The organism is Tsukamurella sp. M9C (genome assembly GCF_020169415.1).
Lineage (GTDB): Bacteria > Actinomycetota > Actinomycetes > Mycobacteriales > Mycobacteriaceae > Tsukamurella.
Window position 1 is genome coordinate 24764 of sequence record NZ_JAIULG010000046.1, and the last position, 13712, is coordinate 38475.

Genomic DNA, 13712 nt, shown 5'->3' on the forward strand with positions numbered 1-13712 from the left:
CTGAGCGGGGGCCTCGCGCGGGCTGAGAGCTTCCTGTACAAAAGCCTCATGCACAAGTCGATCAAGCTCGTCTCCGTCACCTTCGCCGCCGCCGCCGTGGTCGCCACCTCCGCCTGCGCCGCCGGCTCCTACGCCGCACCCGGCTCGCCCTCCTCCTCCGCCAAGCCCAGCGCGTCGGCGAAGCCCTCCGCCAAGCCCTCCACCAGCGCCTCGGCGAGCGCGTCGGCCAAGCCGTCGGCTTCGAAGCCCACCCCGGTCAAGGCCGGCACCCCGAGCGCGATCCTCGCCTCGACCGCGTGGGAGACCACCGCCGCCAAGGACGCGAAGGGCGCCAAGGTCGCGCTGACCGACAAGAACGTCAAGAACTACGTCGGCTGGGCCTACTTCAAGAAGGACGGCACCTTCACCCTCTACAACCTGGACGATTCCGCCAAGGGCAAGGGCGACTGGACCGTCTCGCCCGACGGCAAGACCCGCACCATCGTCGCCAAGAACGCCGACGGCAGCGTCCAGTACAAGCGCACCGTCGAGATCGTGACCCTCACCGAGAAGGAGTTCACGTACCGCGTGTACCCCGAGGCCTCCAACAAGGCCGTGTACTACGACATCGTGCACACCGCCACCAAGCACGCCGAGCCGCGCGCGTAGTGACGGAGGCCGCTCACTAAGCTGAGCGGAATGAACAGCCACGGCGCCCCGCACGATCCCTACCTCGTCGGTCTGGATCTGCGAGGGCGCCGTGTCGTCGTCGTGGGGGCGGGCACCGTCGTCCAGCGGCGACTGCCGGTCCTCCTCGCCGCGGGCGCGGACGTCCACGTCATCGCGCCCGAGGCCACGCCCGCCGTCGAATCGACGCCCGGCATCGTCTGGCACCGCCGCGAGTACGCCTCCGGCGACCTCCTGGGCGCCTGGTACGCCCTCGCCGCCACGAACGATCCGGCGGTGAACGCCGCCGTCGTCGCCGAGGCCGAGGTGCAGCGCACCTTCTGCGTCCGCGTCGACCTCGCCCGCGAGGGCACCGCCGTCACCCCCGCCACCGTCGCCACGGACGGGCTGCAGGTGGGCGTCCTGGCGTCCGGGGATCACCGACGGTCCGCGGCCGTCCGCGACAGCCTGCGCGCCGTCCTGACCGGCGACGAGGCCGCGCGCCCCACTCGCAAGCCCGAGGGCGTGGCCCTCGTCGGCGGGGGGCCGGGCGACCCGGACCTCATCACCGTGCGCGGCCGGGCGCTCCTCGGGCTGGCCGACGTGGTGGTCGCCGACCGGCTCGCCCCGCCCCGCCTGCTCGCGGAGCTCGCCCCGCACGTCGAGGTCATCGACGCCGCGAAGGTGCCGTACGGCCGGGCCATGGCGCAGCAGGCCATCAATCAGGTCCTCATCGATCGTGCGCGTGAGGGCAAGTTCGTGGTGCGGCTCAAGGGCGGCGACCCCTATGTCTTCGGTCGCGGCTTCGAGGAGCTCGAGGCGCTGGCCGCCGAGGGCATCCCGGTCACCGTCGTCCCGGGCATCACCAGCTCGATCGCCGCGCCGTCGGCCGCGGGCATCCCGGTGACGCACCGTGGCGTGACGCACGAGTTCGTGGTCGTCTCCGGCCACGTCGCGCCGGGGCATCCCGACAGCCTCGTCGACTGGGACGCGCTCGGCCGGCTGCGCGGCACAGTCGTGGTGCTCATGGCGGTGGAGCGGCTCGCGGCGATCGCCGAGGCCCTGATCGCGGGCGGGCGGCCGGCTGAGACCCCGGCCGCGGTGGTCGAGAACGCGACCACCGGCGGGCAGCGCACGGTCCGCGGCACCCTCTCCACCATCGCGGCGGACGCCGCGACCGCGAACGTCGTGCCGCCCGCGGTGCTCGTCGTGGGTGCGACGGCCGGCTTCACGGCGGCGTTGGGCGACTGACCCGCATCCCCGGGTGTGGGTTTCCGTGTGTGTCGGCGAAATGTGACGCCCCCACGCGGGAAACCTCGACCGAGGCGGGGAACAGCGCTCTGGGCTGCGCGAATCGCCCGATTCAGGGGATTTTCGCAGAAGCGAAAACTGTCACTTCAATAACTCTCGTCACAATTGTTACCGTTCTCGACTTCCGGATCGGCCGGGGGAGTCGGTAGCCTCGGGCATCATGACTTCCACGATGGCGCCCTCCAGCCCGGCGCAGACGTACCGCGTCAAGGGCAGCGCCGTCGGCATCCCGATCCTCGTCCTGTGCGGCATGATCTTCCTCTCGGTGCTCGACGGCACCGTCGTCTTCGTGGCGATGCCGGAGATCCAGGACGCCCTCGGCCTCTCGGACGCCACCAAGGTCTGGGTCTTCGGCGCCTACGCGCTGACCTTCGGCGGATTCCTCCTCCTCGGCGGCCGCCTCGGCGACACCTTCGGCCGCAAGAAGATGTTCCTGCTCGGCGTCATCGGCTTCACCGTGGCGTCCGCGCTGGCGGGATTCGCGACCAACGAGGCGTGGCTGCTGGCCGCGCGCGTCGGCCAGGGCCTGTTCGCCGCGATCGCCGGTCCCACGGCACTCGCGCTCATCGCCACCACCTTCGCGCCGGGCAAGGCGCGCAACCAGGCCTTCGCCGTCTTCGGCGCCATGGCCGGCCTCGGCTCGATCGCCGGGCTGGTCGCCGGCGGCCTGCTCGCCACCATCGACTGGCGACTCATCTTCTGGATCAACGTCCCCGTCGGCATCGCCTGCGCGATCGGCGGCTGGTTCACCCTCGACGAGGCGGTGGCCGAGCGTCGGCACGCCCTCGACGTCAAGGGCGCCGCGCTCGCGGTCGCGGGCTGCGTGACGGGCGTCTACGCCCTCACCGCGGGCCCCGAGGCGCACTGGCAGAGCACGTCGGTCTACGTCGCCGCCGTGGTCAGCGCGGTCTGCCTGGCCCTGTTCCTCTGGGTCGAGCGGACCGCCAAGAACCCGATCCTGCCCTTCTCGCTGTTCAACAACCGCAACCGCGTGGCGGCGATGCTCGCGATCCTGGTCTGCGGCGCCCTGATCCCGACGCTCGGCTTCTACGTCGCGCTGACCTTCCAGCTGGTCCTCGGCTACACCCCGTTCCAGTCCGGCCTCGCGCTGCTGCCCTTCGCCATCGGCTTCGGCATCGCGGTCGCGATCAGCGCCTCGCTGGTCCGCCGCTTCCAGGCGCGGTGGCTGGTCGCCTTCGGCGGCTTCATCGTCTTCCTGCCCTGCCTGTACGTGCCGACCCTGATGAGCAAGGCCCCGGCCACCATCGACTACTTCCCGCAGATCGCGATCCCGGTGTTCCTCATCGGCATCGGCGTGGGCATGGCCGTCGTGCCGCTGCCGCTCGGCGCCGTCGCCGGCGTCCGCCCGTCGGAGATCGGGCCGCTGACCGCGCTCATCGAGGTCGCGCAGAACCTCGGCGGCATCATCGGCCTCGCCTCGGTGCAGGTCGTCGTGACCTCGCGGATCATGGCCGAGGGCGGCCCGACCACCGGGCACTTGCGCCACGACTCGCTGACCGGCGACCAGATCCACGCCCTGGCCTCCGGCTACGGCCTCGCGTTCATCGCCTGCGCCGCGATCCTCATCCTGGCAGGCCTCGTCGTCGTCCCCTTCATGCGCTTCACCCCGGAGGAGATCGCCGAGGGCCAGGCGGCCAAGGAGTCCAGCGAGTCCGGCGGTGCCATCCCGTCCACGTCCTTCCCGGCGCAGGCCTTCGAGGACGATGACGACGACGTCGACGACGACTGGGAGCCCCTCGAGGGCGACGTCACCTCGGGCTCCTTCGCCGCGATCCGCCGCGAGGACTTCGACCGCGCCTACAACGAGCAGCCCGGCGATCCCGAGCCGGTGTACTTCACCGACCGCTTCCGGGCCATCAAGCGGGCCGAGGTCGACGAGTCGGTCTCGCCCCTCGCGGGCCTCGGGGTCCAGCCGGGCCCGCCGCAGGCCGCCCCGCAGCCCGCGGCTCCGCAGCCCCCGACGCAGCAGGTCCCCGTCGCCCGGCCGCAGCAGCGCCCGCAGCCGACGGCCCCGCAGCAGGCGTACTCGCAGCCGAGCGATCCGCTGACCCGCCCGGCCCCGACTGCCCCGCAGCAGGCCTACTCACATCCCAGCGATCCGCTGCCGCGTCCCGTCGCCCGCCCGGGCGAGGGCCTCGCCGGCATCGCCCGCCCGTCCGGCCCGATCCAGCGGGAGAGCGTCGACCTGCCGCGCCCGCCGGTACCGCCTGCGCCCCGGGCGTCCGTCCCCGACTACCGCCCGCCGCGCCCCGCGCCGCAGCAGTACCGTGCGGACCCGCCGGCGCCGCGGCCCGGCGACCCCGTGCAGCGCCCCGGTGCGGCCCGCCCGGAGCCGCAGTTCGAGGGCGTCGCAGCCGGTGCGCGCAGCGGCCGGCACGCGGCCCCCGAGCCCGACGGCATGCACCACCCCGAGCAGACGACGCAGGCCGATCGCGTGAGCCGCGCCCGCCGGCACCGGCTCGAGGACTGACGGTTCGCGCCCCGGGCGTGTCGCTCGAGATGTGATCGGACGGGGCGAGCGAATCCTGCCGCTTCCTCCCGATACCGTCCCTGGTCTGCGGAAAGCGCCGGCTCCGATGATTGCTGAGTGCACGCATCGGGGCGTCCGGCCGGGCGACACGACCCGAAAACCGGCGTGAGCGATTTCTTCGCGACTTCTCTCAGCCGGTAGCCTCGGTCTCCATGACCTCAACGATGGCACCAGGCAGCCCGGCGCAGACGTATCGCGTCAAGGGCAGCGCCATCGGCATGGCCATCGTCGTCCTCTCCGGCATGATGTTCCTCGCCGTCCTCGACGGCACCGTGGTGTTCGTCGCGATGCCGAGCATCCAGGATGCGCTCGACTTGTCGGATGCCTCGAAGGTCTGGGTGTACGGCGCGTACGCGCTGACATTCGGCGGTTTCATGCTGTTGGGCGGCAGGCTGGGCGACACTTTCGGCCGCAAGAAGATGTTCATCATCGGTGTCGTCGGGTTCACTGTGGCCTCGGGGCTCGTGGGATTCGCGCAGAGTGAGGCCTGGTTGTTGGCCGCTCGCGCGTGCCAGGGGCTGTTCGCGGCCGTCGCGTGTCCGACGGCGCTCGCGCTCATCGCGACCACCTTCGCGCCCGGCAAGGCGCGGAACCAGGCGTTCGCCATCTTCGGTGCGATGGCGGGCCTCGGCTCGGTCGCCGGACTGGTCGCCGGTGGTCTGCTGGCGACGTGGGACTGGCGCTTCGTCTTCTGGATCAACGTTCCGGTCGGCGTCGCGTGTGCCCTCGGCGCAGTAATCGCCCTCGAGGAGGCGGCTTCAGATCGGCGTCACGCCCTAGATGTGAAGGGTGCAGTCCTCGCCGTCGCGGGGTGTGTGGCCGGCGTCTACGCCCTGACTGCCGGACCTGAGGAACATTGGAAGAATCCGATCGTCTACGCCGCGATGGTCGTGAGCGCGGTCTGCCTCATCACGTTCCTGTTCGTGGAGCGGACCGCGAAGAACCCGATTCTGCCGTTCTCGCTGTTCAACAATCGCAATCGGGTGGCGGCCATGCTGGCGATCCTGGTGTGCGGTGCGCTTATCCCGACGTTGGGCTTCTACATCGCACTGACCTTCCAATTGGTCCTCGGTTACACCCCGTTCCAGTCGGGCCTGGCGTTGCTGCCGTTCGCGCTCGGGATGGGAATCTCGATCGCGATCGGCTCCCAGGTGGTGCAGCGGGTCCAGGCGCGATGGTTGGTCGCGATCGGTGGGGCGATCGTGTTCGTCCCCTGCGTCTATGCCTGGACGCTGATGGACCACGATCCGGCTACGATCTCGTACTTCCCGCAGATCGCGCTTCCCGTGTTCTTCATCGGTGTCGGTGTGGGCCTGCCGATCATGTTGCTGCCGCTGTGCGCCGTGGCCGGGGTGCGCCCTTCCGAGATCGGCCCGCTGACCGCGTTGATCGAAGTGGCGCAGAACATCGGCGGCATCGTCGGCCTCGCGTCGGTGCAGGTCGTCGTGACCTCCCGGATCATGAAGCAGGGCGGCCCCACCACAGGTCATCTCACGCACGACACACTGCTGCCGAACCAAGTCACCGCGCTGGCGTCCGGATACGGACTCGCTTTCGTCGCGTGTGCGGTGATCCTGCTGGTCGCGGGCGCCATCGTCGTACCGTTCATGCGGTTCACCCCGGAGGAGGTCGCCGAGGGCCAGGCGGCGCAGGAGTCCAGCAAGTCCGGCGGCGCGATTCCGTCGACGTCGTTCCCCGCGCAGGCGTTCGAGGACGATGACGTCGACGACGACTGGGAGCCCATCGAGGGCGACGTCACCTCGGGCTCGTTCCCTGCGGTGCGCCGCGAGGACTTCGACCGCGCGTACAACGAGAAGCCCGGGGATCCGGAGCCGATGTACTTCACCGACCGCTTCCGCGCGATCAAGCGCCCGCAGGCCACGGGGCAACAGCCCGCGCAGCAACCCGTGCAGCACCGACCGGCCGCGCAGCCGCCGCAGGCGCCCCCGGTCGCGCCGCCGCAGCCGCAGCAGGCGTACTCCCACCCCAGTGACCCGCTTCCCCGCACCGGACAGCCCGGCGAGGGCCTCGCCGGCGTCGCCCGGCCGTCGGGCCCGATCCAGCGCGAGAGCACCGACCTGCCGCGCCCGCCGCAGCCCCCGCGCCCCGCGGCGGACCCGCAGTACCGGCCGCCGGCGCAGCCCCCGCTGGGCCGGCAGCGCCCGAGCGCGCCGATCCAGCGCCCGAGCGGTCAAGTGTCGCGCCCGAGCGCCCCGATCCAGCGTCCCAGCGGGCAGATGCCGCGCCCGAGCGGGCCGGTGCCCGGCCCGCAGGGGCCGGCGGGCCCGCCGGTCCAACGGCCCAGCGGCGCGATCCAGCGCCCCGGCCGGCAGGCGCCGCCGCAGCCCGGCGGTCCCGGGCCGCGCCCGAGCGGCCCCGTGCAGCGGCCCAGCGCGCCGATCCAGCGCCCGCCTGCCGCCCACCAGCCGGAGGCACCGTCGAACGGCGGGCGGCACGCGCTGCCCGAGCCCGACGCCATGCACCACCCCGAGGCCTCGGCGCAGGCAGAGCGTGTCAGCCGCGCCCGGCGGCACCGCCTCGACGAGGACTAGCGGCGAGCCCGAGTCACCCCGCGGTGACGATCGTGACCTCGGTCGGCGACGAGAGTTCCGCGCGCAGGCCGGCCTTCTCGGCCACCTTCACCACGGCCCGCGCGTCGCCGGGCTCGGCGCGGCTGACCACCAGCGCGCGCGCCAGCAGCCCCTTGTGGTGCTTGTTGAAGTGCGAGACCACGGAGCGCGAGCCGTCGGCCTTCTCCGTCACGACGGTGGCGGTCACCGCCCCCGGCACCCGGCCCAGCGCCGCGTAGCCGCCGGACCGCAGGTCCACGACGAGGCCGCGGTCCGCGGCGGCGAGCGCCTCGGCCAGCGCGGGCTTCCAGGCGGCGGCCAGCGTGCCCAGGCCGGGCAGCTTCGAGCCCGAGGAGAGCCGGTAGGCGGGGATCGGGTCCTTCGCGCCCACCGTCCCGAACAGAGCCGAGCCCACGGCCAGGCGGGCGTCGGCCTTCGCGCGCTGCGCCTTGGTCAGCCCGCGGACGTCGAGGGCGTCGTAGAGCACCCCCGTGTACTGCTCGATCGCGGGCCGGGTGGCGGCGGTGCGCAGCGCGCGGTTGCGCTCCAGCTCGTCGGTCTGCCCGTCCGAGAGGCCCAGGGCGGCGCGGGCGGCACCGTCGTCCTGCGAGACGGCGATGAGGGCGTCGAGGAGGCGTTCGCGGGTCGCGGTGAGCGACGGGAAGGTCAGCGCGCCCAGGTCGAGGGGCGCGCCCGAGCCGCCGCCGGCTTTGGTTTCGGACGGGGGAAGCAGGATCAGCACACCGGACACACTAAGCTGTGGCGTCGTGATCACCCGATTCTCCCAGCTGTTCCTGCGCACGCTCCGCGACGACCCCGCGGATGCGGAGGTCCCCAGCCACAAGCTGCTCGTCCGTGCCGGCTACGTGCGGCGCATCGCGCCCGGCGTCTACTCCTGGCTGCCGCTGGGCCTGCGGGTCCTGCGGAACGTCGAGCAGGTCGTCCGCGAGGAGATGAACGCGATCGGCGGCCAGGAGATCCTGCTGCCCGCACTGCTGCCGCGCGAGCCCTACGAGACCACCAACCGGTGGACCGAGTACGGCGACAGCCTCTTCCGGCTGAAGGACCGCAAGGGTGCCGACATGATGCTCGGCCCCACCCACGAGGAGATCTTCGCCCTCACCGTGAAGGGCGAGTACAACTCGTACAAGGACCTGCCGGTCATCCTGTACCAGATCCAGACCAAGTACCGCGACGAGGAGCGGCCCCGCGCGGGCATCCTCCGCGGCCGCGAGTTCGTCATGAAGGACAGCTACAGCTTCGACACCACCGACGAGGGCCTCTCCGAGGCCTACGCCCAGCACCGCGCCGCGTACCAGAAGATCTTCGCGCGCCTGAACGTCGAGCACGTCATCGTCTCCGCCACGTCCGGCGCCATGGGCGGCAGCGCCTCCGAGGAGTTCCTCGCGGTGAGCCCCGTCGGCGAGGACACCTACGTCCACTCGACCGAGTCGGACTACGCCGCGAACGTCGAGGCCGTGGTCACGCCCGCGCCGCCCGCGATCCCGCTCGACGGCCTGCCCGCCGCGCAGGTCTTCGACACCCCCGGCACGCCCACCATCGACACGCTCGTCGCCTGGGCCAACGAGGCCGCCGACGGTGCCTCCGTCCTCGGCCGCGAGGTGGTCGCGGGGGACACGCTCAAGAACGTCATGGTCAAGACCCGTGCCCCCGGCGGCGACTGGGAGCTCCTCGGCGTCGGCGTGCCCGGCGACCGCGAGGTGGACTTCAAGCGCCTCGAGGCGTCGCTGGAGCCCACCGAGGTCGCGCTGATCGAGGCGGAGGACTTCGCGAAGTACCCGTTCCTCGTCAAGGGCTACATCGGCCCGAAGGCGTTGCTGGAGAACGAGGTCCGCTACCTCGTCGACCCGCGCGTGGTGACCGGCACCGCCTGGATCACCGGCGCCGACGCGCCGGGGCAGCACGTCGTGAACCTCACCGCGGGCCGCGACTTCACGCCCGACGGCACCATCGAGGCCGCCGAGGTCCGCGACGGCGACGCCTCGCCCGACGGCAAGGGCGCGCTGCAGTCGGCGCGCGGCATCGAGATCGGCCACATCTTCCAGCTGGGCCGCAAGTACACCGACGCCTTCGAGGTCGACGTGCTGGGCGAGAACGGCAAGCCCGTGCGCCTCACTCAGGGCTCCTACGGCGTCGGCGTCTCGCGCCTCGTCGCCGTCATCGCCGAGCAGCAGCACGACGACAAGGGCCTGCGCTGGCCCAAGGGCATTGCCCCGTTCGACGTGCACGTGGTGATCGCGAACAAGGACGAGGGCGCCTGGACCGGCGCCGAGTCGCTGGCCGCCGAGCTCGACGCCGCCGGCCTGCAGGTGCTGCTCGACGACCGCAAGGCCTCGCCCGGCATCAAGTTCAAGGACTCCGAGTTGGTCGGCGTGCCGACCGTCGTCGTGGTCGGCCGGGGCTGGGCCGACGGCGTCGTCGAGCTCCGGGACCGCCTCACCGGCGAGTCCCGCGAGATCCCCGTCGCCGACGCCGCCGCGCAGATCGTCGCCGCCGCGAAGTAGTCGACAACCACGAGGGGCCCGCACCGGATCGGTGCGGGCCCCTCGTGGGGTCTGCGTTCAGCCGAGCAGCGTGAGCAGGAAATCGGAGCCGTTGCCGAAACCGTCGGTCGCCACATACGCGATGCCGAAGATCAGGCCGATCACGAACAGGGCCAGGTAGACGCCACCCAGCACCACGCCGGCGATGGCCATGCCCCGGCCCTGCTGGCCGGTCTGCTTGGTCTGCTTCATGGCGATCACGCCCATGACGATCGCCGCGATCGCGATGAAGATCGAGCCGTAACCGAGGAACGGGATGCACGAGAACGGGAACGCGATGATGCCCGTCGAGAGCGAGGCGATCGCGAGGCCGTTGGTCCCCGTCTGCGGCTGCTGGCCCGGGTAGCCGCCGTACCCGGCCTGCTGCCCGGGGTACGCGGGGTAGCCGGGCTGCTGGCCCGGAAACGGCTGGCCCGGGTACTGCTGCTGCCCGAACTGGTCCTGGCCCGGGTACTGGGGCGGCGCGGCGTACGGGTTCTGCGCGGCGTAGGGATCCGCGGGGGCGCCGTACGGGTTCTGCTGCGCCGCGTAGGGATCGGCCGGGGCGCCGTACGGGTTCTGCTGCGCCGCGTACGGATCGGCGGGCGCGGCGTACGGGTCCGCCGGAGGGGTGTACGCCGAGGGCGCGGCGTAGGGATCCGGCTGCGCGGTCTGGTGCACCGTGGTCGCGGCGTCGGGATCGCCGCCGACGTTCTGATCGCCGTCGCGCTTCGTCAGGTCGGGCGTGGACGGATTCGGCTCCACCGGGCGGATCGCGGTCGGGTCGTAGGTCCCGTCGCCGGGCTGCTGGGGATCACTGGACGTCATCCCCCGAGTGTAAAGGCCCGTAAACGGAACGTCAGGTGCGGATGCCGGGGAAGGGGGTGGTCACGGGGGAGACCCCGAGTGCCACCCGCCACCGGGCGCCGCGGACCGCGGCCCCGCCGAGGCCCGTGACGCCGAGGTGCCGGATCCCGTCACCGTCGGCGCGGGAGAGCAGGTTCCGATGCGCGGCCGCCGAGTCGTCCTCCACGGCGGCGGCCACCTTCGCGGCGCTGACGGGGTCGGTGACCGGCTCCGGCGGCGCGTAGGCGGGGGCGGCGACGGGGACCTCGGCGCCGGTGGCGCTGAGTACCCGGGCGAGGGCGTCCCGCTGCGAGCGGTGCTCCGCGGCATAGGTCGCGATCTCGGCCTTCCGAGTCGGCGCGGCGTAGGCCTCGACGAGGCCGTACATGTACACGGCGGCGTGCTCGGACTGGAGGGCGGCGGCCACGGCGTCCTGGGCGGGGGTCATGCGAGCACCACCTCCGCGTGCACGCGGGTCGCGGCCGCGACGGAGCCGAGCAGGGCGGCCTGATAGCCGGAGGCGGCGACCGCCGCATCGCCCGCGTCCTTCGCCGAGCGGGTCAGCTGGGCGTGCAGCGAGGCCCGGGACAGGGGCGAGGGGGCCGCCGGGGTCGACGACGGTGCGGCGGTGACGGAGGTCGGGCGCTCGACGTACCGCGACAACTCGTCGGCCAGCGCCGACGCGTGCTGCCCGCGCTGATCGGCGATGAGCCGCAGCTGCGGTCCGGAGGCGCCGTCCAACACGGCCAGGCCGCGGGCGGCGTCCGCATCGGCCTGGGCCTGCGCGGCGGCGGCCTGTAGCCGTACGGCCTGCGGATCGTCGGCGCGGTCCGCGGGCGTCGTGCACCCCGTCAGCGCCGTCCCGCCCGCGAGCGCGCCGCCCGCGAGGAGGACGGACGTGAGGGCGGTGCGTCGGTCGATGCCGCGGCGCGGGGGTTGGGCGATCACGGGGGCGAGTCTAACGGCGCGCCCGGGTACACTGGCCGCAGCGTTCGACACCGGGCACGTCCGGTGACAATTTCACAGGGAGGCGCGTATGGCTTACGACGAATCGGCGGTGAAGGCCGTGATCGCGCCCCACCTGGACGCGGCCGGGCTCGATCTCGAGCGGGTCAAGATCAACAACGCGGGCACCAAGTCCTCCATCGCGGTCGTCGTGGACAGCGACGCGGGCCCGACCCTCGACGAACTGGCCGAGGTCGCGCGGACGCTGTCCGCCGCGGTCGACGACGCGGACGACGTCTTCGGCGCCCAGGCGTTCACTCTCGAGGTCACCACGCCCGGCGCGGAGCGCCCGCTCACCGAACCCCGCCACTGGCGCCGCGCCCGCGGCCGGCAAGCGGCGATCGAGCTGGCCGACGGCACGAACCTGCTGGCCCGGATCGGGCCGCTCGCGGACGACGGGACGACGGTCACCGTCGTCCTGCCCGGGGCGAAGGGGCGCGCTCCGACGACCCGCGACCTCGCGCTCGCCGACGTGGCCGCTGCCGCCGCGCGGGTGGAGTTCCGCAAGCCCAACCCCGTGGAGCTGGAGCTCTCCGGCATCACCCCGGGCCGGGTGCTCCCCGGCGCCGAACCCGCAGATCTGACTGGCGACGACGCCGAAGAAGAAGAGGATTAGATGAACATCGACATGGCGACCCTGCGGGCGATCGAGGCGGAGAAGGACATCTCGGTCGATACCGTGATCGACGCGATCCAGGTGGCCCTCCTCACCGCGTACAAGCACACCGACGGGCATCAGCCGCACGCGCGGATCGACGTCAACCGGCGCACCGGCGAGGTGAAGGTGCTTGCCCAGGAGGTCGACGCCGACGGCAACATCATCACCGAGTGGGACGACACCCCCGAGGGCTTCGGCCGCATCGCCGCGGACTCGGCGCGCCAGCTCATCACGCAGCGCCTGCGCGACGCCGAGAACGACCGCACCTTCGGCGAGTTCGCCGTCTACGAGGGCGAGGTCGTCTCCGGTGTGGTGCAGGCCGATGCCCGCGCCGCGGCCCGTGGCTTCGTCGTGGTCCGCATCGGCGGCGAGCGCGAGGGCCACGAGGGCCTGCTGCCGCCCGCTGAGCAGGTGCCGGGGGAGTCCTACGCGCACGGCGACCGGATGAAGTTCTACGTCGTCGGCGTCAGCCGCGGCCAGCGCGGCACCCAGATCACCCTCTCGCGTACCCACCCCAACCTGGTGAAGAAGCTCTTCGCGCTCGAGGTGCCCGAGATCGCCGACGGCAGCGTGGAGATCACGTCGGTGGCGCGCGAGGCCGGGCACCGCTCGAAGATCGCGGTGCGCACCTCGGTCTCGGGTCTCAACGCCAAGGGCGCGTGCATCGGACCGATGGGTCAGCGCGTGCGGAACGTGATGAGCGACCTCGAGGGCGAGAAGATCGACATCATCTCCTATGACGACGACCCCGCGGTCTTCGTCGGCAACGCCCTGTCGCCGTCGTCGGTGGTGTCCGTCACCATCGTCGACCCCAAGGAGAAGGCCGCCCGTGTGGTGGTCCCCGACTTCAAGCTCTCGCTCGCGATCGGCAAGGAGGGGCAGAACGCCCGCCTCGCCGCCCGGCTCACTGGCTGGCGGATCGACATCCGCTCGGACGCGGAGAGCGCCGAGCCGAAGTGAGCGCACCGGTCCGGACCTGCATCGGGTGCCGGCGCCGGGCGCCCGCGGGCGAGTTGATCAGGGTGGTCGCGCCCGCCGCGGACGACGGTGCGCGGACCGTCGTGGTCGACGCGCGGCGCCGCCTCCCGGGCCGGGGGGCGTGGCTGCACGACGACCCGTCGTGCCACGAGCTCGCGCGCAAGCGGAACGCGTTCCGCCGGGCGCTGCGCGTCTCCGGACCGCTCGACGACTCCCTCGGCGAAACGACTTGCCAGGACGCGCTATGATTATGAGCGGTCTGAAGACGGTAGGTCTTTCCCAAGGCCGACCTACTCGGAGATGAAGGAATCGAGCTGAAGACATGAGCACACCGTGAAGCACCAGCGATGAACGGCAATCGGAGTAACTAACCGAGGTCGGCGGGACCAGTGATGCCCTCGACCTCACATTTGAGGAGAAGAGTGGCAGGCAAGGCCCGCGTGCACGAGTTGGCTAAAGAGCTCGGTGTCACCAGCAAGGAAGTTCTCGCACGGCTCAGTGAGCAGGGCGAGTTCGTGAAGTCCGCGTCGTCGACGGTGGAAGCCCCCGTCGCGCGACGCCTGCGCGAGTCGTACGGACCCAAGTCCGACGGCGGCGCCAAGCCG

13 protein-coding genes are annotated in these 13712 nt (G+C 72.1%); 9 read left to right on the forward strand and 4 right to left on the reverse strand.

Annotated elements, in window-relative coordinates:
- Nucleotides 1-48 precede the first annotated feature (48 nt).
- The 4 genes from LB823_RS18595 (at nt 49) to LB823_RS18610 (ending at nt 7059) form a co-directional block, all read left to right on the forward strand.
- Complete coding sequence (locus LB823_RS18595) at nt 49-648, forward strand: DUF4822 domain-containing protein (RefSeq protein WP_224649945.1); 600 nt, start codon at nt 49-51, stop codon at nt 646-648.
- A gap of 30 nt (nt 649-678) precedes the next feature.
- Nucleotides 679-1896: a uroporphyrinogen-III C-methyltransferase gene (cobA, locus tag LB823_RS18600; protein ID WP_224649948.1), complete on the forward strand. Its 1218-nt coding sequence runs from the start codon at nt 679-681 to the stop codon at nt 1894-1896.
- 220 nt (nt 1897-2116) lie between these two features.
- Nucleotides 2117-4447 (forward strand): MFS transporter, encoded by a 2331-nt coding sequence (locus LB823_RS18605; protein WP_224649951.1) that lies wholly within the window; start codon nt 2117-2119, stop codon nt 4445-4447.
- 212 nt (nt 4448-4659) lie between these two features.
- Entirely contained in the window at nt 4660-7059 is a 2400-nt protein-coding gene (locus LB823_RS18610; protein WP_224649952.1) for an MFS transporter, read from the forward strand.
- Nucleotides 7060-7072: 13 nt separating this feature from the next.
- Here LB823_RS18610 and yaaA read toward each other — a convergent pair whose 3' ends face one another.
- Nucleotides 7073-7819, reverse strand: coding sequence for a peroxide stress protein YaaA (yaaA, locus tag LB823_RS18615; protein ID WP_224649954.1), 747 nt, complete (start codon nt 7817-7819; stop codon nt 7073-7075).
- A 25-nt stretch (nt 7820-7844) separates the two neighbouring features.
- Between yaaA and LB823_RS18620 the strand changes: the two genes are divergently transcribed.
- Nucleotides 7845-9602 carry a proline--tRNA ligase gene (locus LB823_RS18620; RefSeq protein WP_224649956.1) on the forward strand — a complete coding sequence of 586 codons (1758 nt, stop codon included), beginning with the start codon at nt 7845-7847 and terminating at the stop codon, nt 9600-9602.
- Nucleotides 9603-9659: 57 nt separating this feature from the next.
- Here the strand turns inward: LB823_RS18620 and LB823_RS18625 are convergent, their stop codons facing one another.
- From LB823_RS18625 to LB823_RS18635, 3 genes are read right to left on the reverse strand one after another with little or no spacing between them, the layout of a single operon-like run.
- Entirely contained in the window at nt 9660-10448 is a 789-nt protein-coding gene (locus LB823_RS18625; protein WP_224649958.1) for a DUF4190 domain-containing protein, read from the reverse strand.
- Nucleotides 10449-10479: 31 nt separating this feature from the next.
- A complete protein-coding gene (locus tag LB823_RS18630) occupies nt 10480-10914 on the reverse strand; it encodes a DUF4439 domain-containing protein (protein ID WP_224649960.1) in 435 nt (144 codons plus the stop codon).
- Nucleotides 10911-11414 (reverse strand): hypothetical protein, encoded by a 504-nt coding sequence (locus LB823_RS18635; protein ID WP_224649962.1) that lies wholly within the window; start codon nt 11412-11414, stop codon nt 10911-10913. Before LB823_RS18635 ends, LB823_RS18630 begins: the two co-directional genes overlap by 4 nt.
- A gap of 88 nt (nt 11415-11502) precedes the next feature.
- Here LB823_RS18635 and rimP point away from each other — a divergent pair, with 88 nt between their 5' ends.
- From rimP to LB823_RS18655, 4 genes are all read left to right on the forward strand, one after another.
- Nucleotides 11503-12087 carry a ribosome maturation factor RimP gene (rimP, locus tag LB823_RS18640; RefSeq protein WP_224649964.1) on the forward strand — a complete coding sequence of 195 codons (585 nt, stop codon included), beginning with the start codon at nt 11503-11505 and terminating at the stop codon, nt 12085-12087.
- Nucleotides 12088-13089: a transcription termination factor NusA gene (gene nusA / locus LB823_RS18645; protein WP_224649966.1), complete on the forward strand. Its 1002-nt coding sequence runs from the start codon at nt 12088-12090 to the stop codon at nt 13087-13089.
- Entirely contained in the window at nt 13086-13355 is a 270-nt protein-coding gene (locus LB823_RS18650) for a YlxR family protein (RefSeq protein ID WP_224649968.1), read from the forward strand. The genes nusA and LB823_RS18650 overlap by 4 nt, the downstream gene beginning before the upstream one ends.
- Nucleotides 13356-13529: 174 nt before the next feature.
- A partial coding sequence (locus LB823_RS18655; protein WP_224649970.1) for a translation initiation factor IF-2 N-terminal domain-containing protein occupies nt 13530-13712 on the forward strand: 183 nt, incomplete at its 3' end.

Excerpts from the sequence above, each read along its gene's own strand:
- LB823_RS18595 (WP_224649945.1), top strand. The coding sequence starts at position 49 with ATGCACAAGTCGATCAAGCTCGTCTCCGTCACCTTCGCCGCCGCCGCC.
- cobA (WP_224649948.1), top strand. The coding sequence starts at position 679 with ATGAACAGCCACGGCGCCCCGCACGATCCCTACCTCGTCGGTCTGGAT.
- LB823_RS18605 (WP_224649951.1), top strand. The coding sequence starts at position 2,117 with ATGACTTCCACGATGGCGCCCTCCAGCCCGGCGCAGACGTACCGCGTC.
- LB823_RS18610 (WP_224649952.1), top strand. The coding sequence starts at position 4,660 with ATGACCTCAACGATGGCACCAGGCAGCCCGGCGCAGACGTATCGCGTC.
- LB823_RS18625 (WP_224649958.1), bottom strand. The coding sequence starts at position 10,448 with ATGACGTCCAGTGATCCCCAGCAGCCCGGCGACGGGACCTACGACCCG.
- LB823_RS18630 (WP_224649960.1), bottom strand. The coding sequence starts at position 10,914 with ATGACCCCCGCCCAGGACGCCGTGGCCGCCGCCCTCCAGTCCGAGCAC.
- rimP (WP_224649964.1), top strand. The coding sequence starts at position 11,503 with ATGGCTTACGACGAATCGGCGGTGAAGGCCGTGATCGCGCCCCACCTG.
- nusA (WP_224649966.1), top strand. The coding sequence starts at position 12,088 with ATGAACATCGACATGGCGACCCTGCGGGCGATCGAGGCGGAGAAGGAC.